Consider the following 21758-nt stretch of genomic DNA (forward strand, 5'->3'; position numbering starts at 1 on the left):
ACCGGACCATGACGGCGTCACGCTCGACGTCCGGCATGGGTCCTCCGGTCAAGCCGGAGGACGACGACGCGGTTGGTTTCGACGTTTGGCGAGCGTCAGATCACCGCCCGCTCTTCGCCTTCGTCCAGGCGCGGGTCAGGGCGCGCTGGGTCTTGGAGTCCTCGATCGTCGGCACGGTGTAGAGCCGCGCGAACACTTCCGGCGTCGGGTAGATCGAGGGGTTGCCCTTGACGCCTTCGTCGAGGAACTCCTGCGATTTCAGGTTGCCGTTGGCGTATTGCACGAAGTTCGACGCCTTGGCCGCGACTTCGGGCTTCAGCATGTAGTTGAGGAAGATCAGCGCCTCTTCCGGGTGCGGCGCGTCGGCCGGGATCGCCATCTCGTCGAACCAGAGCTGCGCGCCCTCCTTGGGCAGCGAGTAGTCGATGTTGACGCCTTTCTTCGCCTCTTCGGCGCGGGTCTTGGCCTGGAAGATGTCGCCGGAATAGCCGACAGCGACGCAGATGTTCCCGTTGGCGAGGGCGTTGATGTATTCGGAGGAATGGAACTTGGTGATGTACGGCTTCAGCTTGGCGAGATGCTCGGCCGCTTTCTTCACGTTCTCGACGTTCGACCAGTCCGGGGACAGGCCGAGATAGGTCATCACCGACGGCAGAAGGTCCTCCGGGCTGTCGAGCAGCATGACGCCGCAGCCCTTCAGCTTCTTCAGGTTGTCGGGATCGTAGACCAACGCCCAGCTGTCGAGCGGCGCGTCGGGGAAGGCCTTCTTGACCTTGTCGACATTGTAGCCGATGCCGGTCGTGCCCCACATGTAGTTGATCGAATAGGAATTGTCCGGATCGTATTGGGCGACCCGCTTGTAGATCTCCGGCCAGGCGTTCACCAGGTTCGGAAGCTTCGACTTGTCCAGCTTCTGGAACACCCCGGCCTTGATCTGGCGCGACAGGAAGGTCGCGCTCGGGACCACCACGTCGTAGCCGGTCTTGCCGGTGAGCAGCTTGGTCTCGAGGATTTCGTTGGAGTCGAAGACGTCGTAGACGACCTTGATGCCGGTCTCGGCCTCGAAGTCCTTGAGGATCTGGTCGTCGATATAGTCCGACCAGTTGTAGACGCGGACTTCCTTCTGCTGGGCGATCGCGGCGCCCGAGACGCCGAAGACCAGCCCGAGCGCGACTGTCCACGCGCTCACGAACCGTTTTAACGACATGCGCGAAATCCCCTGACCCCCTCGACCCTGCGCGGGAGGCCGACCAACCCGAAGGCTAGCTCCGCCGATCGAACCGCACAACAGATTTGCCAGCCCATTTCCGCGCCATCGCTGCGATCTTTCCGGGCCGGATTGATTTGGGGCGCCGGCTCGGGCAGGCTTGCCGCCGGATGCGCGGAGCTTTCCGCGCATCCGGCGGCATCGTTCCGCCGCGGGGCCGCCTCACACCTCCTCTCCTCGGCCCGATCCGGGAGCGGCCCGCCTGCAGCGACCGCGCTCTCCACGAGCGCAGCGTCGCCTTCGCCGGCTCGGGTCCGTCTCCGCCGGACAGCGGAGGGTGACGCCAGTCGGGTATTGAAAATGGGAAAGAAAAAGCGTTCGGAGCTCAAGGAGTCGATCGCCGATCGGCGCGGCGTCGCGAACGCCGAGGAAGGCCGCCAGTGGGTGGCCGACCGCGATATCGAGGAGATCGAGTGCCTGCTGCCCGACCAGGCGGGCGTGGCGCGCGGCAAGATCATGCCGGCCCAGAAGTTCTTCCAGTCGCCGACGATGAACATGCCGTCGTCGATCTTCCACCAGACGATCGCGGGCGGCTACGCCGATGACGACGAGATCGGCGGCGGCGATCCCGCCGACAGCGACCTCGTCCTGGAGCCGGACTTCTCCACGCTCTCGACCGTGCCGTGGGCCTCGGACCCGACAGCGCAGATCATCCACGACGCGTACCACCGCGACGGGCGGCCGGTCGAGGTGTCGCCGCGGGCGCTGCTGCGGCGCGTCGTCGATCTGTTCGACAACAAGGGCTGGGCGCCGATCGTGGCCCCCGAGATCGAGTTCTACCTCGTGAAGCCGAACACCGATCCGGACTATCCTCTGGAGCCCCCCATCGGCCGCTCGGGACGGCCGGAAACCGGCCGGCAGTCCTACTCGATCTCGGCGGTCAACGAGTTCGACGAGCTGTTCGAGGACATCTACGACTACTCGGAGGCCCAGGGGCTCGAGATCGACACCCTCATCCACGAAGAGGGCGCGGCGCAGATGGAGATCAACCTCCGCCACGGCGCGCCGCTCGCGCTCGCCGACCAGGTCTTCCTGTTCAAGCGCACGATCCGCGAGGCCGCGCTCAAGCACAACATGTACGCGACCTTCATGGCGAAGCCGATCGCGAACCAGCCGGGCTCGGCGATGCACATCCACCAGTCGGTGCGTGACGTGAAGACCGGCCGGAACATCTTCTCGGACGCCCAGGGCAAGCCCTCGACCGAGTTTTTCGGCTTCCTCGCCGGCACGCAGAAGTACCTGCCGGCGGTGATGAGCGTGCTCGCCCCTTACGTGAACTCGTATCGCCGGCTGACGCGCCATTCCTCCGCGCCGATCAACGTTCAGTGGGGCTACGACAACCGCACCACCGGCATCCGCGTGCCGCCTTCGGGGCCGGAGGCGCGGCGCGTCGAGAACCGGGTGCCGTCGTCCGACGCCAATCCCTACCTCGCGATCGCGGCGTCGCTCGCCTGCGGCTATCTCGGGATGATGGAGGGCCTGACGCCCTCGGAGCCGATCGACGGCTCGGCCTATGGCCTCGACTACGATCTGCCGCGCGGGCTGCTCGAGGCGGTCTCCGCCTTCGAGGACTGCGCCGGGCTGCAGGACGTGTTCGGCCGCACCTTCGTCGCGACCTACGCCTCGATCAAGCGCGCGGAGTTCGAGACCTTCATGCGCGTGATCAGCCCATGGGAACGCGAGTTCCTGCTGCTCAACGTCTAAGCCCGGGCTCCTCCCCGCAGACGCGGGGAGGGACGGGAAAGCCTCACGCCGTGCCTTCGGCCTCCTCGGCGCGGGCGCGGTAGAGCGCCGCGAAATCGACCGGGTCGATCATCAGCGGCGGGAAGCCGCCGTTGCGGACGCTGTCGGCCACGATCTGCCGGGCGAACGGAAACAGCAGGCGCGGGCACTCGATCATCACCACCGGATGGATCTGCTCCTCCGGAATGTTGATGACCCGGAAGACGCCGCCATAGGTCAGGTCGACGCGGAAGATGAGCTGCTCGCCGTCCTTCGCCTGACCTTCGATCGCGAGCTCGACCTCGAAGTCGGTCTCGCCGACCTTGCGGGCGTTGACGTTGACCTTGATCTCGATGTTCGGCGCGCTGGTGCGGGGCGCGAGCGAGCGCGGCGCGTTGGGGTTTTCGAACGACAGGTCCTTGGCGTACTGGGCGAGGACATTGATGGCGGGAGCCGCGTTCTCGGCGGTGGGCGCGCCGTTATTGTTGCTGGCCATTCGTCTTTATCCTCGGGCGTCGGCTGGGCTATCGGCCGGTCCGCCATGGGCGGCCGCGATCGCGCGCGGCGTAGCACGGGGCTCGGCGAAGCCGCAAGGCGACGCTCGGGGTAAGACGGGTCAGGCCTCGCCGCCCGGCGGCGCCTCGCGCCACTCCCGACGGTCGAGCTCGATCAGGTCGGCGGGCGCGGCCCGCCTGCCGGGCGTCCGCGCCGTGACCGGCTGGCCGCCGAGCAGTCGCCGGAGACGCGTCCGGAACTCGGGCACCAGCGCGAGCACCCCGAGCGCGTCGGTCAGAAAGCCGGGCACCGCGAACAGAAGTCCGGCGAGCCCGCGCATCGAGTGGGACTTGTCGAGCGCGAAGGACATCACGCCGCCGCCGCGGACCCGCGTCTTCGCCTCGGTGAGGAGGGAGCTGATCATGGCGACGCCGATCAGCGAGATCGCAAGCTGCAGCAGGACCGCCTTACCAAGGCCGATGGCGCTGGCGACGCCCACGAAAGCGAGCAGCTCGAGCACCGGCAGAATCAGTATTAGGCCGAGAATTCGGGGCATGACGTATCCGTGAAGCGCCTGTTGGACCGTGAACAGCCGTCATGTGGGGACGATCCCGCGTCGGATTCAAGCCGATGCGACACGCGGCGTCTGGAATCGCACGTCGTCTTCATCACATATAGGAAGCGCCTGCGAGATGCGCCCCGGCCGGAGCAGGCCTCAGAGACGACTGCGAGACGAGATGAGCGACGGCTTCGACATCTACACGATCATCATCCTCGTGCTGGCGGTGTTCATCTTCATCCGGCTGCGCTCGGTGCTCGGCACCCGCACTGGCCAGGAGCGTCGCCCGAGCGACCCGTTCATCGGCCGCCCCAAGCCGAAGACCGTCAGCGACAAGGTCGTGCCGCTGCCGCAGCGCGCCTCCGAGCCGCAGCGGCCGACGCCCGTGACCGAGGCGCCGGAGCCCGCGGTCGACCGCTGGGCGGGCCTGGTCGAAGCCGACAGCGCAGCCGCTCGCGGCCTCGACCAGATCGTGGCGGCCGAGCGCGATTTCGACGCCCGCGGATTCGTCGCCGGCGCCCGCAGCGCCTATGAGATGATCGTGAACGCTTTCGCCTCCGGCGACCGCAAGACCCTGAAGCCGCTCCTCGCCCGCGAGGTGTTCGACAGCTTCTCCGCCGCGATCGCGGACCGCGAGAGCCGCGGCGAGACGGTGGAATCGAGCTTCATCTCGATCGACAAGGCCGATCTCGTCGGCGCCGAGGTGGTCGGACGCAACGCTCAGATCACCATGCGCTTCGTCTCCAAGCTGATATCGGCGACGCGCGACAAGGCCGGCGTCGTGATCGACGGCAGCCCGACCGAGATCGCCGACCTCGTGGACGTCTGGACGTTCTCGCGCGAGCTCAACGCCCGCGATCCGAACTGGCGGGTTATCTCGACCGCGGCTGTGTGAGCGGCCGGCCTTGAGCGGTCGGAGGGTCGCGCTGGTGACGCTCCTTGCGATGCTGGCGGCGGCGGGCGCAAAGGCGGACGCGGCGAGCCTGTCGCCTGTCGCCTTCTCGGCTATCCCGGGCTGGGCTGAGGACGATCACGCCGCAGCGCTCGTGACGTTCAGAAAATCCTGTCAGGCGATCGACGCTTCGGCGGCCCCGCTCCGACCGGGAGTTCCCGGCGGCGCGGCGCTTGCGGCTGCATGCGCCCAGGCCGCGAAGGCCGATCCGGCCGGGGCCCGATCCTTCTTCGAACGGGTGTTTTCGCCGTTTCGCGTGGGGCGCGGCCAACTCACCGGCTATTACGAGCCGGAGATATCGGGCTCGCTCAAGCCCACGCGGCGGCGCGACACGCCCCTGCTCGCGCGTCCCTCCGACCTCGTGTCGCTGGCGCAGGGTGAGACGGCGCCGGGCCTCCCGACGGGCTTGCAGGCGGCGCGACGCACGAGCGCCGGGCTGAAGCCCTATCCCACGCGCGCCGCGATAGAGGACGGCGCTCTCGCGGGCCGCGGGCTGGAGCTCGTCTATCTCGATCGCGTCGACGCCTTCTTCGTCCACGTGCAGGGCTCGTCCAGGGTGCGGCTTCCCGACGGGTCAGCGCTCCGGATCGCCTATGCCGGGCGGAACGGGCGGCCGTTCACCGCGATCGGACGGCTGTTGGTCCAGCGAGGCGAGATGACGCCGCAGACCGCGACCATGGCCTCGATCCGCGCCTGGCTCGCCGCCCATCCCGAAGACGGGCGCGCGCTGATGCGGCGTAACGACAGCTACATCTTCTTTCAGATCGACAAATCGCTTGCTCCCGCTGACGGCCCCCGCGGCGGACAGGGGACGCCGCTCACGGCCGGGCGCAGCCTCGCGGTCGATCGCACGGTGTGGCCATACGGGCTGCCGATGTACGTCGACGGCGTGACGCCCGACGGCGCGCCGCTGCGCCGCCTCACGATCGCCCAGGACACCGGCTCCGCGATCGTCGGAACCGCCCGCGGCGACTTCTTCGCCGGCTCCGGCGACGCGGCCGGCGCGCTCGCCGGCTCGATGCGCGACGACGCCGATTTCTTCGTTTTGCTGCCGAAGCCGACAAAGGACGCGGCGCGATGAGCGGCGGACGGCGTCGACGGGTCGTCTCCGAGGCCGAGCTCGCGCTGTGGACGCGGGTGGTCGAATCGGTCCGGCCGCTTCCGGGACGCGAACTTCAGCCGATAACGCCCTCCGCGCCATTTGCGCCAGAGACGGCCGAACCCAAGAAACCGAGCCCACAGCCTGCGCGGACTTCCTCGCAGCCCGCGCCATACGCTCCGCCCGCGCCGCCGCCGCTCGCCCCGCTCGAGCACCGTCTGCGCCGGCGGCTGGCGCGGGGCGTCGTATCGATCGACGCCCGCATCGACCTCCATGGGCTGAGGCAGGACGAGGCGCACCGCCGGCTCGCGTCCTTCCTGATCGGCGCGCAGGCGAGCGGGTGCAAGGTGGTGCTCGTCATCACCGGCAAGGGACGGCCGTCGGCGGGCGACGAGCCTTACGGCTCGGAGCGCGGCGTGCTCAGGCGCTCGGTGCCGATGTGGCTCGGCTCGCCCGCCGCGCGCCAGATCATCGTCGGATTCGAGCAGGCCGACGTCGTCCATGGCGGCGCGGGCGCGCTCTATGTTCGAATCCGCAAGGGCGGCATGCGGCGCTGATCATGCGGCGCGCCGCTCACTTCGTGCCGTAGAGCCTGTCGCCGGCGTCGCCAAGGCCGGGCTCGATATAGCCGTTCTCGTTGAGGCGCGTGTCGATCGCAGCCGTGAAGACCGGCACGTCGGGATGGGCGGCGGCGAAGCGGGCGATCCCTTCGGGCGCTGCAAGAAGGCACAGAAAGCGAATGTCGCGCGCGCCCTCCGCCTTCAGCGTCGAAACGGCGTCGGTCGCCGAGTTGCCGGTCGCGAGCATCGGATCGACGACGATGACGAGCCGCTCGGACAGACCGGCCGGAGCCTTGAAGAAGTAGCGCTTGGCCGCGAGCGTCTCGTGGTCGCGATAGATGCCGACATGGGCGACGCGGGCCGACGGCACGAGATCGAGCATGCCGTCTATCAGGCCGTTGCCGGCTCGCAGGATCGACGCGAACACCAGCTTCTTGCCGGACAGACGCGGCGCGCTCATCCGCTGGATCGGCGTCTCGATCTCGACGAGTTCGACCGGCAGGTCGCGCGTGACTTCGTAGGCGAGCAGCAGCGAGACCTCGCGCAGCAGCAACCGGAAATCCGCGGTGGAGCATGTCTTGTCGCGAAGCAGCGTCAGCTTGTGCTGGACGAGCGGATGATCGCAGACGGTCACCTTGGCCATGGGGCTCTTTGTCCTTGCTCAGCGGCCAAGATTGTCGGGTCCGAAGCTCTCAGGCAGCAGATCGTCGACCGTGAACCGGCGGCGCACGCCCTCAGGTCCCGCGACCAGCACGACGGCGTCGCCCGCCGCGAATTCGCGGATGCGCTGCCGGCAGGCGCCGCACGGCGTGCAAAGCGCGTCGCCCTCTCCCAGCACCAGAATCGCGGCGAGCCGCCGCGCGCCCGACCCCGCCATCGCAGAGAGCGCCCCGGCCTCGGCGCAGGATCCCACGGGATAGGCGGCGTTCTCGACGTTGCAGCCGGCGTGGATCGCTCCGTCGGAGGTCACGAGCGCCGCGCCGACGCGGAAGCCAGAATAGGGCGCGTAGGCGTTTTCGCGGACGGCTGAGCCGGCGGCGAACAGGGCGGCCACGGTTTCCTCGTCGATCATTCCCAATCCTTCGGCGGCGCGCGAAACGCCGCCGGCGACGCAGGATAGCGCGTGGCGCGGCGGAAGGCAGCTTCTGTGGGGAACATCGGAAACTGATGGCGGCTCCGATGCTTCGGCGCCATCGTCGGGATGTGACTTCCCGACCTGCTGCGAGCGCGGAGGGAAACGGCGATGAGCGCGATCACGGCGCGCTTCGACGGGATCGGCCTGCGGCGCCTCGCGCTCGCGGCGGTGGTCTTTCTCGCTTCGGCCGCCTACGCCGACGATGGCGGCCCCTCCGTCGATCTCGAACTGCTGCTCGCCGTCGACGTGTCCTATTCGATGGACGCGGAGGAGCAGAAGGTCCAGCGCGACGGCTATATCGAAGCGATGACCTCCAAGCCCGTGCTGGACGCGATCCGGCAGGGCATGATCGGCCGCATCGCAATCGCCTATGTGGAATGGGCGGGCGCCGACGAACAGCGCGTCGTGGTTCCCTGGACGCTGGTCGATGGCCCGGAGACGGCCGCCGCCTTCGCAGGGCGACTGGCGGACGCCCCGTTTCGCCGCGCCTACCGAACGTCGATCTCGAGCGCGCTGATCTTCGGGGCGAAGCTGTTCGCCAGCAGCGGCGTCCGCGGCGCGCGTCAGGTGATCGACGTTTCGGGCGACGGCCCGAACAACCAGGGCCCCACGGTGGCCGCCGCCCGCGACGAAGTGCTGGAACGCGGCGTGGTGATCAATGGCCTGCCGCTGATGCTGAAGCGTTCGGCCTACGGGATCGTCGACCTGGGCGATCTCGACGCCTATTACCGCGACTGCGTGATCGGCGGCCCCGGCGCCTTCATGGTGCCGGTCCGCGGGGCCGATCAGTTCCCGGAGGCGGTCCGCACCAAGCTCGTCATGGAGATCGCGGGACTGGAGCCGGAGGAGCAGGGCTTTCCCTCCGATCTCGGCGCACGGCCGACGCCGACCGCTTCGGAGCCGGCCACGGACTGCCTCGCCGGGGAGCAGATCTGGCGCGACCGTTTCGGCAACTGACGCCGACGTCCGCGCGATGCTATGAGCGGCGGCGCCCGCCCCTCCGACGTCAGTTCCCTCCCATGCCGATTTCGCCCGAGACGCTGCTGCTGTTCGCGCTGTCCGGCGTCGTTTCCGGCACGGTCGACGCCATTGCGGGCGGCGGCGGGCTGATCGCGCTGCCCGTCCTGATCCTCGGCGGGCTCGACCCAGTCGCGGCCGTCGCGACCAACAAGCTGCAGGGGACGCTCGGGACAGCCGTCGCGACCACGCGCTTCGCACAGGCCGGAATGCTCGACTTCAGGTCGCGCGAGACCTGGATGCTCGCGGCCTTCGCCTTCGTCGGCTCGATCGTCGGCGCGGCGTGCGTCGCCTACGCGCCGGTCGGGCTGATGAGGGTCGGCCTTCCTTTCCTGCTGATCGCGGTCGCGCTCTATTTCGCCTTCGGCCCCCGCATGTCCGACATCGACCTCGCCGCGCGGCTGCGCCCTACGACCTTCGCATTCGCCGCGGCCCTGCCCATCGGCTTCTACGACGGCCTGTTCGGCCCGGGCGCCGGCTCGTTCTACATGATCGCGATCGTAGGCCTCGCCGGACTGGGCGCCGTGCGCGCTGTGGCGCGGACCAAGCTGCTGAACTTCTCCTCCAACGTCGCGAGCCTCATCGTCTTCATCCTCGCCGGCACGATCGTCTGGCCTGCGGGCCTCGCCATGGCCGCCGGCGCCCTCGTCGGCGCGCGCATTGGCTCCGGGCTCGCCCTCAAGCACGGCGTGCGGATCGTTAGGCCGCTGCTGGTCGTCGTCGCTGTTGCGCTGGCGCTTCGGCTCATGCTGGATTCCAGCCATCCTATCGGGGCGGCGATCCGCGCGACGCTTGCCTCGCACTCCTGACTCCGAAGAGCACGCCCTATGAACAGAGCCAGTATCGCCGCCGCACTGTCCTTTGCGCTGCTGGGCGTCGGAGCCCCGGCCTTCGCGGCTGAGACCGGCGGCTGCGGCGCTTTCAAATGGCCGGTCGAGGCCGACATCGCTCTGCTGGCGAAACCCGACTGGGTCGACAGCGGCGCGACGGTCGATCTTTCCGGGCCGGTCGGCGTCCGGGTGAAGCTGGTCGACGCCGACAAGGCGGGCTTCGCGATCGCGCCCGAGCGGAAACCCGCGCTCAGCGCGCCGGCTGGAACGCTCGGCTTCGAGGCGCGCGCGGGCGTCACCCAGGTCACGCTGTCGGACGCCGCATGGGCGGACCTCGTGCAGGACGGCAAGCCGGTGAAGCCGGCAGGGTTCTCCGGGGTGAAGGACTGCGACGGCGCCCATAAGACGCTGCGCTTCGAGCTCGGCGCCGGGCCTGCTCTGCTGCAGATCAGCAACGCGCCCGCCACCAGCATCGGGATCGCGCTGACGCCGCCCGCGAAATAGCCGACGGCCGTTGCAAATACTCCGCCGTCCGCCTATAAGCGGCGCCTTCGCGCGGGCCCGGCCGTTATGGGCTGCCGTGGCGCGCCCAATGCTCAGGTCTCGCGAGCGTTCGGTCCAGCCCCTCAGGGTTGGCGCCGTCTCGCCTGTGAGGCCGCCTCATCTTTTCGGAGAGCGAAATGCCCAAGATCAAGTCGAAGTCGGCGGCGAAGAAACGCTTCCGCTTCACCGGGACCGGCAAGGTCATCTCGGCTCAGGCCGGCAAGCGCCATGGCATGATCAAGCGCACCAACAAGCAGATCCGCAACCAGCGGGGCACGACCATTCTGACGCCGCAGGACGCGCGGATCGTCAGGACGTTCCTGCCCTACGGCTGACGCGCGGACCTGACAGCGCTTTTCCCAGACACACCAGACGCTTGAGAGATAGACCATGGCTCGCGTGAAACGGGGCGTAACGTCCCACGCAAAGCACAAGAAGACACTGGACGCCGCGAAGGGCTTCTACGGCCGTCGCAAGAACACGATCCGCGCGGCGAAGGCCGCCGTCGATCGTTCGATGCAGTACGCCTACCGCGACCGCAAGAACAAGAAGCGGACGTTCCGGGCGCTCTGGATCCAGCGCATCAACGCCGCCGTGCGCGAGCACGGCCTGACCTATTCGCGCTTCATCGCGGGCCTGTCGCTCGCCGGCATCGAAGTCGACCGCCGGATGATGTCGGAACTCGCGATCGCCGAGCCCGCGGCCTTCGCCGTGATCGCCGAGAAGGCCAAGGCCGCGCTCCAGGCGTGACCTTGTTCGGGCGCGCCTGACGCGCTCTCGACAATCCGCGACGTCGTCCCGGCCGAAGTGCCGGGACCCATTTCCGCAGTCGACGCCGGACTGGACTGACCGCTGAGGAAATGGATTCCGGGACAAGCCCGGAATGACGGCAGGGGGCGCGCTCGCGCCCTTTTTCGTTTCGGCGCTCGGGCGTATCACCCTGCGATGACCGACCTCGACAGCCTCTCCACCCTCGAAGCCGATGTGCTCGCGGCCGTCTCCGCCGCAGCCGACGAGGCCGCGCTCGAAGCCGTGCGCGTTTCCGCGCTCGGCAAGAAGGGCTCGGTCTCCGAGAAGCTGAAAACGCTCGGCGGCATGACGCCCGATGAGCGCAAGACGTTCGGTCCCGCGCTGAACGCGTTGCGCGACCGGGTCGCCGCGGCGCTTTCGGAGCGCAAGACGGTGCTGGCGGACGCGGCCCTGGACGCCAGGCTCGCAGCCGAGCGGCTCGACGTCTCGCTGCCAGTCCGCGAGAGCGGCCTTGAGACGGGGCGCATCCACCCGGTCTCCCAGGTCACGGACGAGCTGATCGCGATCTTCTCGGCGATGGGGTTCTCGGTCGCCGAAGGTCCGGACATCGAGACCGACGACCTCAACTTCACCAAGCTGAACTTCCCTGTCGGCCACCCCGCGCGCGAGATGCACGACACGTTCTTCCTTCCCGCCAAGGAGAACGGCGAGCGTCTGCTGCTCAGGACGCACACCAGCCCGGTGCAGATCCGCGCCATGCAGGCGAAGGAGCCGCCGATCCGGGTGATCTGCCCCGGCCGCACCTATCGCTTCGACATGGACCAGACGCACACGCCGATGTTCCACCAGGTCGAGGGCCTGGTGATCGACCGCGACGCCAATCTCGGCCAGCTCAAATGGGTTTTGGAGGAGTTCCTCAAGACCTTCTTCGAGGTGCCCTCGGTCGAGCTGCGCTTCCGGCCGTCGTTCTTCCCCTTCACCGAGCCGTCGATGGAGGTTGACGTCCGCTGCCGCAAGCTGCCGAACGAGATCCGCATCGGCGAGGGCGACGATTGGCTGGAGATCCTCGGCTGCGGGATGGTGCATCCCAACGTGCTGCGGAACTGCGGCCTGGACCCCGACGTCTGGACCGGCTTCGCCTGGGGCATCGGCATCGACCGCATCGCCATGCTGAAATACGGCATGCCGGATCTGCGCGACCTGTTCGGCGCCGACGCGCGCTGGCTCAGCCATTACGGCTTCCGGCCGCTGGACTTTCCCACGCTCGCGGGCGGGCTTTCACAGTGAAATTCTCCCTCTCCTGGCTGAAAGAACACCTCTCCGGGCCCGCCGACCTCCAGACGGTCACGGAAACGCTGACGCGCGTCGGCCTCGAGGTCGAGCACGTCGAGGACAAGGCGGGCGATCTCGCCGCCTTCGTCGTCGGGCACATTCTCGAAGCGAAGCGGCACCCGAACGCCGACAAGCTCCAGGTCTGCTCGGTCGACGTCGGCAAGGGCGCGCCGCTCCAGGTCGTCTGCGGCGCGCCGAACGCGCGGCAAGGCCTGAAGGTCGTGTTCGCGGCCCCCGGCACGGTGATCCCGTCGAGCGGCGTGAAGCTCGGCGCCTCGGAGATCCGCGGCGTCGCGTCGGGCGGTATGCTGTGCTCCTCGCGGGAGCTCGGGCTCGGCGACGACCACGACGGCATCATCGAGCTGCCGGAGAACGCGCCTGTCGGCCGCCCGTTCGCGCCGCTGGTCGGCCTCGACGACCCGGTGATCGAGATCGCGGTGACGCCGAACCGGCCGGACTGCCTCGGGGTGCACGGAGTCGCGCGCGATCTGGCCGCCGCCGAGATCGGCGAGCTGCGCGAGCCCGCGGTCCAGATCGCGCGCGGCGGCTTCCCCTGCCCGACCGCGGTGCGCTTCGACTTCGGCGACGAGGCGCCGCGGTCGCCTTTCTTCGCGGTCCGTCTCGTGCGCGGCGTCAGGAACAGCGTGTCGCCGGAATGGCTGCGCCGCCGGCTTCAGTCGATCGGGTCCAAGCCCATCAACGCGCTGGTCGACGTCACCAATTACCTGACCTTCGACCGCGGCCGACCGCTGCACGTGTTCGACGCCGCCAAGGTGAAGGGCGACCTCGTCGTCCGCCGGGCGCGCGCCGGCGAGAGTTTCCTTGCGCTCGACGGCAAGACCTATGCGCTCGACGACACGATGTGCGTGATCGCCGACGACAACGGCGTGCAGTCGCTCGCCGGCGTTATGGGCGGCGCCGCGACCGGCTGCGACGAGACCACGACCGACGTGCTGATCGAGAGCGCGCTCTGGGATCCGCTGAACATCGCCCGCACGGGCCGCGCGCTGAACCTGAACTCCGACGCCCGCCACCGCTTCGAGCGCGGCGTCGACCCGGCCTTTGCGCTGCCGGGACTCGAACTCGCGACGCAGATGGTGGTCGACGCCTGCGGCGGCGAAGCCTCTGAAGTCGCGAGCGCGGGCGAGGTTCCCTATCGCGACCTGATCATCGACTTTCCCGTCGCCGAAGTCCGCAGGCTTGCGGGGCTCGCGCTGACGCCGGCCGAGGTGAAGGCGCCGCTGATGAGGCTCGGCTTCCGGGTGTCGGGCCAGGGCGAGCAGCTCAAGGTCGCCGTTCCGAGCTGGCGGCCCGACGTCGAGGGCAAGGCCGACATCGTCGAGGAGGTCGTGCGCATCATCGGCCTCGACCGGATCGTCTCGACGCCGCTGCCGGCTGTCGCGACTGTCGGCGACGCCAGGCTCAGCCTCGTCCAGCGCCGCGCCCGCAACGTCCGCCGCACGCTCGCAGCCCGCGGGCTGGTCGAGGCCGTGACGTGGTCCTTCGTTTCGAAGCCGCAGGCCGAGAGCTTCGGCGGCGCGAAGCCTGAGCTCGCTCTTGCGAACCCGATCTCCGCCGATCTCTCCGACATGCGGCCGAGCCTGCTGCCGAGCCTGATCGCGGCCGCGCAGCGCAACGCCGATCGGGGCGTCGCCGACGTCGCGATGTTCGAGGTCGGGCAGACCTTCCTCGGCGACCGTCCCGAAGACCAGCGCATGGCCGCCGCCGGCGTCCGCCGCGGAACCGCCAAGGCGCGCGGCGCGGGCCGTCACTGGGGCGAAACCGCGCTTCCCGTCGACGCCTTCGACGCCAAGGGCGACGCGCTCGCGGCGCTTTCTGCGATCGGCCTGTCGGCCGGCGCCGTTCAGGTCGCGCAAGGCGCCGCGCCGGACTGGTTCCATCCCGGCCGTTCGGCCGCGCTGCAGCTCGGGCCGAAGCTCGTGCTGGGCGCGTTCGGCGAACTGCATCCGCGCACCCTTCAAGCGCTCGGCGTTTCAGGTCCGCTCGTCGGCTTCGAGCTGATCCTCGACGCCGCTCCTCAGCCCAAGGCCAAGGCGACCAAGGCCCGACCGCCGTTCGGGGGATCGGCGCTGCAGCCGCTCACCCGCGACTTCGCTTTCCTGGTCGATCGCGACGTGCCGGCGGCCGAACTGATCCGCGCCGCGCAAGCGGCCGACCGCAAGCTCGTGACCGACGTCACTTTGTTCGACCGCTACGAAGGACCGGGCGTGCCGGAGGGCCGGGTCTCGCTCGGCCTCGCGGTCACGCTGCAGCCGCGCGAGAAGACGCTGACCGACGCCGAAATCGAGGCGGTCGCGGAGAAGATCGTGGCGCAGGTCGCAAAGGCGAGCGGCGCGACGCTTCGAACCTGAGAGTCTAGCCCCGCTCCCGTCCGGTATTGACTAAGCAAAAGCTCACTTTCAATGGGCTCGCGGAGTCGAGCCGGAGTCGCCGCGAGTCGAGTCCTGTTTCGTTCCAGTAGAACGAATCGCGCACGAATCATCGATTCATGATTCGTTCTGGAAACGACTCCGTGGGAGGCCGGATCGGAAAGCTTTCATTAACCATGACCGAAGAAATGCAGTCGAAGTCACGCCGCTCGTGACTTTAGCGGGGCGGCGATGAGGCCGGACGCGCTTCCAAGGGTAGCAGGCGATGGACCAGCTTGGCGACGCCATCGGACGCGGCCGCATGAAAAGAGACCCGCGCCGTTGACAAACGATATATCGTTCCTCAGATATGTTTTATGAAAAACCTATCTGAGGAACGATACATGTTTGGTCACGGACATTTCTTCGGCCGCCAGGGTCAGAGGCCCTGGTTCGCCGGTTCTGAAAATCGCGATCGTGAGTGCGGTCCGCGCGGCGGGCGCGGCGGCCCGTTCGGCCGCCATCGCGGCGGCCCGTTCGGCGGGAGAGGCTCGCGCCTGTTCGACGCCGGGGCGCTCCGCCTTGTGGTGCTGGGACTCCTCGCGGAGGGCCCTCGCCACGGCTACGACGTCATCAAGGCGCTGGAGGCCCGCTTCCAGGGCGCTTATTCCCCCAGCCCCGGCTCGATCTACCCGATGCTGCAGATGATGGAGGAAGCGGACCTCGCGACCTCGACCACGCAGGGAGCGAAGCGGCTTTATTCGATCACCGACCAGGGCCGGGCCTATCTCGAGGAGAACCGCGCGGAGATCGACAAGATCAACGCGCAGCTGGACGAAGCCTCGGGCGCGCTCGGCGAGGCCGCGCTCGGCGAGGCGGTGCATGGCCTGCGAAAGGCGCTGTTCCGAAAGCTCCGCGGCGGCTCGCTCAACGCCGAGCAGGCCGCGAAGGCTCGCCAGATCCTCGAGCGCGCCGCGCAGGAGCTCGAAGGCCTGTAAAGACCATGAGCCGGCTAATGCCGGCTCATATCTTTCGGAGCCGAACCTCTTCGATCCTGTGGCTCTCGCCCTTTTTCAGGATCAGGTCGGCGCGCGGGCGCGTGGGGCGGATGTTCTCGCGCAGATTGGGCAGATTGATCTCGCTCCACAGCGTTTCGGCGGCGGCGAGCGCCTCCTGCTTCGAGACCTGTGCGTATTTCCGGAAATAGGATTTCGGGTCTCGGAACGCGGTCTCCCGCAGTCGCAGGAAGCGCTCGACATACCAGCGGCGGAGCATCGGCTCGTCGGCGTCGAGATAGATGCCGAAGTCGATGAAATCGGAGACGAACGGCGTCACGCGCCCGTTCTTCGGACGCTCGCCGGTCTGCAGCACGTTCAGCCCTTCGAGGATGACGATGTCCGGCGTCTCGATCGTCATGCGCTCGCCCGGCACCACGTCGTAGACGAGGTGGCTGTACACCGGCGCGGTGAGGCGGCCCTTGCCCGCCTTGATGTCGGAGACGAAGCGCAGCAGGCTCTGAACGTCGTAGCTCTCCGGGAACCCCTTGCGGCCCATCAGGCCGTCGCGCGCGAGCACGGCGTTGGGAAGCAGAAAACCGTCGGTGGTCACCAGGTCCACCTTCGGCATGTTCGGCCAGCGGGCGAGCAGCGCGCGGAGCACGCGGGCCGTGGTGGACTTGCCGACGGCGACCGAGCCCGCGACCGCCACGATGTAGGGCACGCGCGTCTCGCTATGCCCCAGAAAGCGCTGCGTCGCGCGAAACAGCTGATGACGCGCAGCGACGTAGAACGCGAGCAGCCGCGAGATCGGCAGATAGATCTGCTCGACCTCGTCCATATCGATCGGATCGTCGACCGACGACAGCCGCTCGAGGTCGGCGTCGTTCAGGGTCATCGGGGTGTCGGCGCGGAGAGCCGCCCAGTCGCCTCGCGAGAACGTCGCGTAGGGCGAGGGACTGGAGATCCGCGGCCGGTCGTCCATCAATGATTTATCCGTGACGCCTTTTCGGCGTGCCCCGACTGGCCGGTGCGCCGCTGGAGCAGCTCCATGACGTCGGAAAGCGGCACGTCGCGCGCCTTCAGGGCCACCAGCAGATGATAAAGCACGTCCGCGGCCTCCGCGGCGAGTTCGACCTTCGTGCCCGAGGCGGTCGCGAGCGCCGCCTCCACGCCCTCCTCGCCGAGCTTCTTGGCGCAGCGGACGGAGCCGGCGTCGAGCAGCGCCCGGGTGTAGGACTCCTTCGCGTCGGCCGACGCTCGTTCGGAAATGATGCGATCGAGGTCGTCGAGGGTGAAAGCCATGGTCCTCACGCTCCCGGATCGAGTCGGACGGGGAGGCCCGCCTTGGCCATCCGCGCCTTCGCCTCGCCTATCGTGAACTCGCCGAAGTGAAAGATCGAGGCCGCCAGCACCGCGCTGGCGCCGCCGATCTTCACGCCGTCGACCATGTGCTCCAGCGTTCCCACGCCGCCGGACGCCACCACGGGCACGGGAACGGCGTCGGCGACCGCGCGGGTGAGGGCCAGATCGTAGCCGTCCTTGGTGCCGTCGCGATCCATGGAGGTGAGCAGGATCTCGCCCGCGCCGAGGCTCGCGACCTCGACCGCATAGCCCACCGCGTCGAGCCCGGTCGGCCGCCGGCCGCCATGGGTGAAGACCTCCCAGCGGTCCGTTTCGCCGGGCTTCGAGACCTTCTTGGCGTCGACCGCGACCACGATCGCCTGCGCGCCGAATTTCTCAGCGGCGCGGGCGACGACCGAGCGGTCGTTTACGGCAGCCGACATGATCGAGACCTTGTCGGCGCCGGCCAGCATCAGCGCGCGCACGTCCTCGACCGAACGCACCCCGCCGCCGACCGTCACCGGCATGAAGCAGTTCTCCGCGGTGCGCGCGACCACGTCGAGCAGGATGGCGCGCTCCTCGTGGCTTGCGGTGATGTCGAGAAAGCAGAGCTCGTCGGCGCCCGCGGCGTCATAGGCGATCGCCGCTTCCACGGGATCGCCGGCGTCGCGCAGGTCTACGAAGCGGACGCCCTTCACGACGCGACCGTCCTTGACGTCGAGGCAGGGGATGACGCGGATCTTCAGCATCTCACGCCGCCTTCGCCGCGCGCACGAAGGCGAGCGCCTCGCGGCCGTCGAGGCGGCCGTCATAGAGCGCGCGGCCGGTGATGGCGCCGGCGATCGCGGCGTTCTCCGGCTGCAGCAGCCGGCGGACGTCCTCGATGTCGGCGAGACCGCCGGATGCGATCACCGGGATCGACACGGCCGCGGCGAGTTCGCGCGTGCTCTCCAGGTTGAGGCCCTTCAACAGGCCGTCGCGCGAGATGTCGGTGAAGATGATGGCGGCGACCCCCACGTCCTCGAAACGGCGGGCGAGCTCGAGCGAGGTCATGTCGGAGACCTCGGCCCAGCCCTGCACCGCCACGTGGCCGTCGCGCGCGTCGATGCCGACCGCGACCCGGCCCGGATGCGCGCGCGCCGCCGCCTTTACGAAGTCGGGATTGCGCACGGCCGCTGTCCCGAGGATCACCCGCGTCACGCCGCGCGCGAGCCACGCCTCGACCGCCTTCATGTCGCGGATGCCGCCGCCGAGCTGAACCGGCGCGCCGGCCGCATCGAGGATGTCGTCGACCGCGGCCGCATTGACGCTCGCGCCGGCGAAGGCGCCGTCGAGGTCGACCACGTGGATCCACTCGAAGCCGATCTCGGCGAAGCTGCGCGCCTGCGCGCCGGGGTTGCGGCCGTAGACCGTCGCGCGGTCCATGTCGCCTTCCTTGAGGCGCACGACGGAGCCGCCCTTCAGGTCGATCGCGGGATAAAGGATCATGGTCGCCACCCCACGAAGTTGGCAAGCAGAGCGAGGCCGAGCTTCTGGCTTTTTTCCGGGTGGAACTGGACGCCCGCCACGTTGCCGCGCGCGACCACCGCCGTCACCTCCCCGCCGTAGAAGGCGGCGGCGACGACGTCATCCGGATCGTCGGGCACGAGGTGGAAAGCGTGCAGGAAATAGGCGTGCAGGCCATCCGGTCCGAGGTGCAGGTCGTCCAGCAGATGGTGGGGCCGGTGCGTGCGCAGCGTGTTCCAGCCCATGTGCGGCACCTTCAGCCGGGCGTCGCCGGGCTCGATGCGCACCACCTTGCCCGGAATCCACCCGAGCCCGGCCGTCGGCTCGTATTCCTCGCCTTCGGTCGCCAGCATCTGCATGCCGATGCAGATGCCGAGGAACGGCTGTCCGCGTCGGCGGATCGCTTCGTCGAGCGCGTCGCCGAGACCGGAGACATGGCCGAGCGCCGCCCGGCAATCCGGGAACGCGCCGTCGCCGGGCAGGACGACGCGGTCGGCCTTCGCGATCTCGTCTGGGTCGCTGGTGACCGAGATGCGCTGGCCGCCGGCGCGCGCCAGCGCCTTCTCGACCGAGCGCAGGTTGCCCGCGCCGTAATCGACGACCGCGATCGTCACCGCGCCGCTCCGGGCTCGGGAAACAGGCCGAGCACGCCGCCGCCCGTCGGGCGGTAGGGCGCGCTCTGAGCCGCCGGCGCGCGCTCGGGGGCGGGCTGACGGACCCAGTCCTGGAAAAAGACGGCCTCGGCCTCTTCGCGGGTCCGCGCCGGCATCGCTCCAACGAGCGTGAAGCCGCGGCGCTCCAGCGCCCTCGCGCGCAGCCACGCGGCTTCGAGGCCGACGGCGAGGTTGGGCAGAAAAGCGAGCACGAGCGCCGCGCCGCTCGACAGTCCGAGACCGCGGACGGCGAGGCTCAGCACGATCTCGACGACGACATAGACGCCGAGCGCCAGCCAGCACCGCCGCCATGCGAGCCAGATCAACGGGACGATGAAGGCGAGCTTGGAGAAGCCCTCCCGCAGGGTGACGAAGCGTTCCGCGCCATCGAGCGTCGGGAGCGCGCCGCCCGGCGGTTCGTAGATCAGCCAGTTCCGCATAAGTTCTTCAGCCCTAAAGTCGTCAGTCGCCGATCCGGCCCTTGGTGGATGGCAGCCGGTCTCCGGCGCGTGGGTCGATCGCGAACGCGCTCTTCAGGCAGCGCGCCAGCCCCTTGAAGCACGACTCCGCGATGTGGTGCGCGTTCGCGCCATAAAGCGTCTCGACGTGCAGCGTGACCGCAGCATGCGTAGAGAACCCCTGGAAGAACTCGCGGACCAGTTCGCTGTCGAATTCGCCGATCTTCGGCGCCGGGAACGTCGTGCGCCACACCAGGAACGGCCGGCCCGACACGTCGAGCGCCACGCGGGTCAGCGTCTCGTCCATCGGCATCGCGACGTCGGCGTAGCGGGTGAGCCCCTTCATGTCGCCCAGCGCCTGCCGCATGGCCTGGCCGAGCGCGATGCCGACGTCCTCGGTGACGTGGTGGAAGTCGACATGGGTGTCGCCGGTCGCCTTCACCTCGATGTCGATCATCGAGTGGCGCGACAGCAGTTCGAGCATGTGATCGAGAAAGCCGACCCCGGTCGAGATCGAGGACGCGCCGGTCCCATCGAGATCGACGCTGAGGGCGATCTCGGTTTCGGCGGTCTTTCGGGTGACGTCGCCCCGTCGCATGGGCGTCTCCGGCGCTGAAGGCTTTGGCGCAAGTCTTGGTCGCAAGTCTTGCTGGGGAAGTCTGGTGAGGAAACGGCGCGTGACTACCACGCTGGGCGTCGCCGCGCCAATCGCGCCGGAGCGCCTAGTCCCCGCATGAGCGCAAAGCCGCCCCGCTTCATCGAATATGACGATGTTCGCGACGGCCCGGCCCTCGAAAATCAGGGCGCGAGGCATATCTCGGCACGTGACGTTGCAGGGCGGGCTGACGCTTTCACCGTAAAAGAGCGCGGCGCGACATTCCAGGAGGTATCGAGATGGCGAAGACGACCAAGACGAGCGCGAAGATGACCGAGGCGAAGACCCGTCGTAAGGCGGCTCTCGCGACGCCGACCGACCTCGGCTCGAACGCGACCACCGACATCCAGGGCGCCATGAACGCCCTGCTGGCCGACACCTTCGCGCTCTATCTCAAGACCAAGAACTTCCACTGGCACATGAGCGGCCCGCATTTCCGCGACTATCATCTGATGCTCGACGAACAGTCCGCGCAGATTCTCGCCACCACCGACGACATGGCCGAGCGGGTCCGGAAGATCGGCGGCACCACGATCCGCTCGATCGGCCACATCGCGCGCCTGCAGCGCGTCGAGGACAATGACGCCGACTTCGTCACCCCACAGGACATGCTGGCGGAGCTTCGGCAGGACAATCTGGATTTCGTGAAGAGCCTGCGCGAGGTGCACGACCTCTGCGACGAGCACGAGGACGTCGCGACCGCGAGCCTGATCGAGAACTGGATCGACGAGACCGAACGCCGCGCCTGGTTCCTGTTCGAAACCGCGCGCAGCTCGTAAGCAGCAGCGGCGCTCCCTCGCCTGCGAGGGGAAGCCGAACGCATCGTCGTCCTCCGGCCTGCCCGGAGGACCCTGCGTCAGCGTAGCGCTCCGCGCCCATTGCGCAGGCGCGAGCAGTACTTACCTGAGGCTCCGTACACGCCTTGAGAGCCTCAATGTCCGAAATTACGATGCATGGCACGACGATCCTGCTCGTGCGTAAGGGCGGCCGCGTGGTCATCGGCGGCGACGGCCAGGTGACGCTTGGCCAGACCGTGATGAAGGCGACCGCCCGGAAGGTCCGCCCGATCTCGAAGGGCGACGTCATCGCCGGTTTCGCCGGCGCCACAGCGGACGCCTTCACGCTGTTCGAGCGGCTCGAAGCCAAGCTGGAGCAGCATCCCGGCCAGCTCCTGCGCGCCGCCGTCGAACTCGCCAAGGACTGGCGCACCGACCGCTATCTTCGCCACCTCGAAGCGATGATGCTGGTCGCCGACAAGACCACGGCGCTCGTCATCACCGGCAATGGCGACGTGCTGGAGCCGGAGAACGGCGTCGCCGCCATCGGCTCCGGCGGCAACTACGCGCTCTCCGCCGCCCGCGCTCTGATCGACACCGACGCTGACGCGGAGACGATCGTCCGCAAGGCGATGAAGATCTCAGCCGAGATCTGCGTCTACACCAACGGCAATCTGACCATCGAGAGCCTCGAGACGGCGGAGTGAGCGGCCCGGCGTCCGGCCGAAGCGGCGAAGCCGC

At 68.6% G+C, this 21758-nt stretch carries 26 protein-coding genes; 14 read left to right on the forward strand and 12 right to left on the reverse strand.

What is annotated here, in order from left to right:
• Positions 1–100: 100 nt before the first annotated feature.
• Entirely contained in the window at positions 101–1207 is a 1107-nt protein-coding gene (locus tag PKE75_RS11310) for a polyamine ABC transporter substrate-binding protein (protein WP_271168830.1), read from the reverse strand.
• A 360-nt stretch (positions 1208–1567) separates the two neighbouring features.
• On the opposite strand from PKE75_RS11310, the gene PKE75_RS11315 reads away from it, so the two are divergent.
• Positions 1568–2971, forward strand: a complete 1404-nt coding sequence (locus PKE75_RS11315) for a glutamine synthetase family protein (protein WP_271168831.1) — start codon at positions 1568–1570, stop codon at positions 2969–2971.
• Positions 2972–3014: 43 nt separating this feature from the next.
• On the opposite strand, the gene secB is transcribed toward PKE75_RS11315, so the two are convergent.
• The gene (secB, locus tag PKE75_RS11320) at positions 3015–3485 is read right to left on the reverse strand and encodes a protein-export chaperone SecB (RefSeq protein WP_271168832.1); all 471 of its coding nucleotides are present in this window, start codon (positions 3483–3485) and stop codon (positions 3015–3017) included.
• A gap of 120 nt (positions 3486–3605) precedes the next feature.
• Positions 3606–4040, reverse strand: coding sequence for an FxsA family protein (locus tag PKE75_RS11325; RefSeq protein ID WP_271168833.1), 435 nt, complete (start codon positions 4038–4040; stop codon positions 3606–3608).
• A 181-nt stretch (positions 4041–4221) separates the two neighbouring features.
• Here PKE75_RS11325 and PKE75_RS11330 point away from each other — a divergent pair, with 181 nt between their 5' ends.
• From PKE75_RS11330 to PKE75_RS11340, 3 genes are read left to right on the forward strand one after another with little or no spacing between them, the layout of a single operon-like run.
• Positions 4222–4938, forward strand: a complete 717-nt coding sequence (locus tag PKE75_RS11330; protein WP_271168834.1) for a Tim44/TimA family putative adaptor protein — start codon at positions 4222–4224, stop codon at positions 4936–4938.
• 34 nt (positions 4939–4972) lie between these two features.
• Positions 4973–6076, forward strand: a complete 1104-nt coding sequence (mltA, locus tag PKE75_RS11335; protein ID WP_271168835.1) for a murein transglycosylase A — start codon at positions 4973–4975, stop codon at positions 6074–6076.
• Positions 6073–6651, forward strand: a complete 579-nt coding sequence (locus PKE75_RS11340) for a Smr/MutS family protein (protein WP_271168836.1) — start codon at positions 6073–6075, stop codon at positions 6649–6651. Before mltA ends, PKE75_RS11340 begins: the two co-directional genes overlap by 4 nt.
• 16 nt (positions 6652–6667) lie before the next feature.
• On the opposite strand, the gene upp is transcribed toward PKE75_RS11340, so the two are convergent.
• Both upp and PKE75_RS11350 read right to left on the reverse strand, forming a co-directional pair.
• Entirely contained in the window at positions 6668–7297 is a 630-nt protein-coding gene (upp, locus tag PKE75_RS11345) for a uracil phosphoribosyltransferase (protein WP_271168837.1), read from the reverse strand.
• An 18-nt stretch (positions 7298–7315) separates the two neighbouring features.
• Positions 7316–7726: a cytidine deaminase gene (locus tag PKE75_RS11350; protein ID WP_271168838.1), complete on the reverse strand. Its 411-nt coding sequence runs from the start codon at positions 7724–7726 to the stop codon at positions 7316–7318.
• Between the two features lie 171 nt (positions 7727–7897).
• Here PKE75_RS11350 and PKE75_RS11355 point away from each other — a divergent pair, with 171 nt between their 5' ends.
• The 8 genes from PKE75_RS11355 (at position 7898) to PKE75_RS11390 (ending at position 15628) form a co-directional block, all read left to right on the forward strand.
• Positions 7898–8746: a DUF1194 domain-containing protein gene (locus tag PKE75_RS11355; RefSeq protein ID WP_271168839.1), complete on the forward strand. Its 849-nt coding sequence runs from the start codon at positions 7898–7900 to the stop codon at positions 8744–8746.
• Between the two features lie 62 nt (positions 8747–8808).
• Positions 8809–9615 carry a TSUP family transporter gene (locus PKE75_RS11360; RefSeq protein WP_271168840.1) on the forward strand — a complete coding sequence of 269 codons (807 nt, stop codon included), beginning with the start codon at positions 8809–8811 and terminating at the stop codon, positions 9613–9615.
• An 18-nt stretch (positions 9616–9633) separates the two neighbouring features.
• On the forward strand, positions 9634–10140 hold the full coding sequence (locus PKE75_RS11365) for a hypothetical protein (protein ID WP_271168841.1): 507 nt from the start codon (positions 9634–9636) through the stop codon (positions 10138–10140).
• A gap of 176 nt (positions 10141–10316) precedes the next feature.
• Complete coding sequence (gene rpmI / locus PKE75_RS11370; RefSeq protein ID WP_131003061.1) at positions 10317–10514, forward strand: 50S ribosomal protein L35; 198 nt, start codon at positions 10317–10319, stop codon at positions 10512–10514.
• A 55-nt stretch (positions 10515–10569) separates the two neighbouring features.
• Positions 10570–10929: a 50S ribosomal protein L20 gene (rplT, locus tag PKE75_RS11375; protein WP_271168842.1), complete on the forward strand. Its 360-nt coding sequence runs from the start codon at positions 10570–10572 to the stop codon at positions 10927–10929.
• 195 nt (positions 10930–11124) lie between these two features.
• Complete coding sequence (gene pheS, locus PKE75_RS11380) at positions 11125–12216, forward strand: phenylalanine--tRNA ligase subunit alpha (RefSeq protein WP_271168843.1); 1092 nt, start codon at positions 11125–11127, stop codon at positions 12214–12216.
• On the forward strand, positions 12213–14633 hold the full coding sequence (gene pheT / locus PKE75_RS11385) for a phenylalanine--tRNA ligase subunit beta (protein WP_271168844.1): 2421 nt from the start codon (positions 12213–12215) through the stop codon (positions 14631–14633). Before pheS ends, pheT begins: the two co-directional genes overlap by 4 nt.
• A gap of 401 nt (positions 14634–15034) precedes the next feature.
• Positions 15035–15628, forward strand: a complete 594-nt coding sequence (locus tag PKE75_RS11390; protein ID WP_271168845.1) for a PadR family transcriptional regulator — start codon at positions 15035–15037, stop codon at positions 15626–15628.
• A 25-nt stretch (positions 15629–15653) separates the two neighbouring features.
• Here PKE75_RS11390 and coaA read toward each other — a convergent pair whose 3' ends face one another.
• Genes coaA through hisB form a run of 7 tightly spaced genes read right to left on the reverse strand, consistent with a single transcriptional unit; the run spans position 15654 to position 20184 of the window.
• Positions 15654–16610, reverse strand: coding sequence for a type I pantothenate kinase (gene coaA / locus PKE75_RS11395; RefSeq protein ID WP_271168846.1), 957 nt, complete (start codon positions 16608–16610; stop codon positions 15654–15656).
• The gene (locus PKE75_RS11400) at positions 16610–16930 is read right to left on the reverse strand and encodes a phosphoribosyl-ATP diphosphatase (protein ID WP_271168847.1); all 321 of its coding nucleotides are present in this window, start codon (positions 16928–16930) and stop codon (positions 16610–16612) included. Before PKE75_RS11400 ends, coaA begins: the two co-directional genes overlap by 1 nt.
• Positions 16931–16935: 5 nt before the next feature.
• Entirely contained in the window at positions 16936–17718 is a 783-nt protein-coding gene (gene hisF / locus PKE75_RS11405) for an imidazole glycerol phosphate synthase subunit HisF (protein ID WP_271168848.1), read from the reverse strand.
• A 1-nt stretch (position 17719) separates the two neighbouring features.
• Positions 17720–18457: a 1-(5-phosphoribosyl)-5-[(5-phosphoribosylamino)methylideneamino]imidazole-4-carboxamide isomerase gene (gene hisA, locus PKE75_RS11410; RefSeq protein ID WP_271168849.1), complete on the reverse strand. Its 738-nt coding sequence runs from the start codon at positions 18455–18457 to the stop codon at positions 17720–17722.
• Positions 18454–19089, reverse strand: coding sequence for an imidazole glycerol phosphate synthase subunit HisH (hisH, locus tag PKE75_RS11415; protein WP_271168850.1), 636 nt, complete (start codon positions 19087–19089; stop codon positions 18454–18456). Before hisH ends, hisA begins: the two co-directional genes overlap by 4 nt.
• Positions 19086–19568, reverse strand: coding sequence for a DUF2628 domain-containing protein (locus PKE75_RS11420; RefSeq protein WP_271168851.1), 483 nt, complete (start codon positions 19566–19568; stop codon positions 19086–19088). The genes hisH and PKE75_RS11420 overlap by 4 nt, the downstream gene beginning before the upstream one ends.
• 22 nt (positions 19569–19590) lie before the next feature.
• Positions 19591–20184 (reverse strand): imidazoleglycerol-phosphate dehydratase HisB, encoded by a 594-nt coding sequence (hisB, locus tag PKE75_RS11425; protein ID WP_271168852.1) that lies wholly within the window; start codon positions 20182–20184, stop codon positions 19591–19593.
• Positions 20185–20480: 296 nt separating this feature from the next.
• On the opposite strand from hisB, the gene PKE75_RS11430 reads away from it, so the two are divergent.
• Together PKE75_RS11430 and hslV are read left to right on the forward strand one after the other, a co-directional pair.
• Positions 20481–21020 (forward strand): Dps family protein, encoded by a 540-nt coding sequence (locus PKE75_RS11430; RefSeq protein ID WP_271168853.1) that lies wholly within the window; start codon positions 20481–20483, stop codon positions 21018–21020.
• Positions 21021–21175: 155 nt separating this feature from the next.
• A complete protein-coding gene (gene hslV / locus PKE75_RS11435) occupies positions 21176–21724 on the forward strand; it encodes an ATP-dependent protease subunit HslV (protein WP_271168854.1) in 549 nt (182 codons plus the stop codon).
• The last annotated feature ends 34 nt before the right edge of the window (positions 21725–21758 follow it).

It is taken from the genome of Hansschlegelia plantiphila, assembly GCF_027922265.1.
GTDB lineage: Bacteria > Pseudomonadota > Alphaproteobacteria > Rhizobiales > Methylopilaceae > Methylopila > Methylopila plantiphila.

Coding starts and splice junctions, on each gene's coding strand:
- rpmI (WP_131003061.1), top strand. CDS start 10,317: ATGCCCAAGATCAAGTCGAAGTCGGCGGCGAAGAAACGCTTCCGCTTC.
- hslV (WP_271168854.1), top strand. CDS start 21,176: ATGTCCGAAATTACGATGCATGGCACGACGATCCTGCTCGTGCGTAAG.
- pheS (WP_271168843.1), top strand. CDS start 11,125: ATGACCGACCTCGACAGCCTCTCCACCCTCGAAGCCGATGTGCTCGCG.
- PKE75_RS11420 (WP_271168851.1), bottom strand. CDS start 19,568: ATGCGGAACTGGCTGATCTACGAACCGCCGGGCGGCGCGCTCCCGACG.
- PKE75_RS11325 (WP_271168833.1), bottom strand. CDS start 4,040: ATGCCCCGAATTCTCGGCCTAATACTGATTCTGCCGGTGCTCGAGCTG.
- PKE75_RS11365 (WP_271168841.1), top strand. CDS start 9,634: ATGAACAGAGCCAGTATCGCCGCCGCACTGTCCTTTGCGCTGCTGGGC.
- rplT (WP_271168842.1), top strand. CDS start 10,570: ATGGCTCGCGTGAAACGGGGCGTAACGTCCCACGCAAAGCACAAGAAG.
- PKE75_RS11315 (WP_271168831.1), top strand. CDS start 1,568: ATGGGAAAGAAAAAGCGTTCGGAGCTCAAGGAGTCGATCGCCGATCGG.
- PKE75_RS11355 (WP_271168839.1), top strand. CDS start 7,898: ATGAGCGCGATCACGGCGCGCTTCGACGGGATCGGCCTGCGGCGCCTC.
- secB (WP_271168832.1), bottom strand. CDS start 3,485: ATGGCCAGCAACAATAACGGCGCGCCCACCGCCGAGAACGCGGCTCCC.
- coaA (WP_271168846.1), bottom strand. CDS start 16,610: ATGGACGACCGGCCGCGGATCTCCAGTCCCTCGCCCTACGCGACGTTC.
- PKE75_RS11400 (WP_271168847.1), bottom strand. CDS start 16,930: ATGGCTTTCACCCTCGACGACCTCGATCGCATCATTTCCGAACGAGCG.
- PKE75_RS11360 (WP_271168840.1), top strand. CDS start 8,809: ATGCCGATTTCGCCCGAGACGCTGCTGCTGTTCGCGCTGTCCGGCGTC.
- upp (WP_271168837.1), bottom strand. CDS start 7,297: ATGGCCAAGGTGACCGTCTGCGATCATCCGCTCGTCCAGCACAAGCTG.
- PKE75_RS11350 (WP_271168838.1), bottom strand. CDS start 7,726: ATGATCGACGAGGAAACCGTGGCCGCCCTGTTCGCCGCCGGCTCAGCC.
- PKE75_RS11390 (WP_271168845.1), top strand. CDS start 15,035: ATGTTTGGTCACGGACATTTCTTCGGCCGCCAGGGTCAGAGGCCCTGG.
- PKE75_RS11310 (WP_271168830.1), bottom strand. CDS start 1,207: ATGTCGTTAAAACGGTTCGTGAGCGCGTGGACAGTCGCGCTCGGGCTG.
- PKE75_RS11340 (WP_271168836.1), top strand. CDS start 6,073: ATGAGCGGCGGACGGCGTCGACGGGTCGTCTCCGAGGCCGAGCTCGCG.
- hisA (WP_271168849.1), bottom strand. CDS start 18,457: ATGATCCTTTATCCCGCGATCGACCTGAAGGGCGGCTCCGTCGTGCGC.
- hisB (WP_271168852.1), bottom strand. CDS start 20,184: ATGCGACGGGGCGACGTCACCCGAAAGACCGCCGAAACCGAGATCGCC.
- PKE75_RS11330 (WP_271168834.1), top strand. CDS start 4,222: ATGAGCGACGGCTTCGACATCTACACGATCATCATCCTCGTGCTGGCG.
- hisF (WP_271168848.1), bottom strand. CDS start 17,718: ATGCTGAAGATCCGCGTCATCCCCTGCCTCGACGTCAAGGACGGTCGC.
- PKE75_RS11430 (WP_271168853.1), top strand. CDS start 20,481: ATGGCGAAGACGACCAAGACGAGCGCGAAGATGACCGAGGCGAAGACC.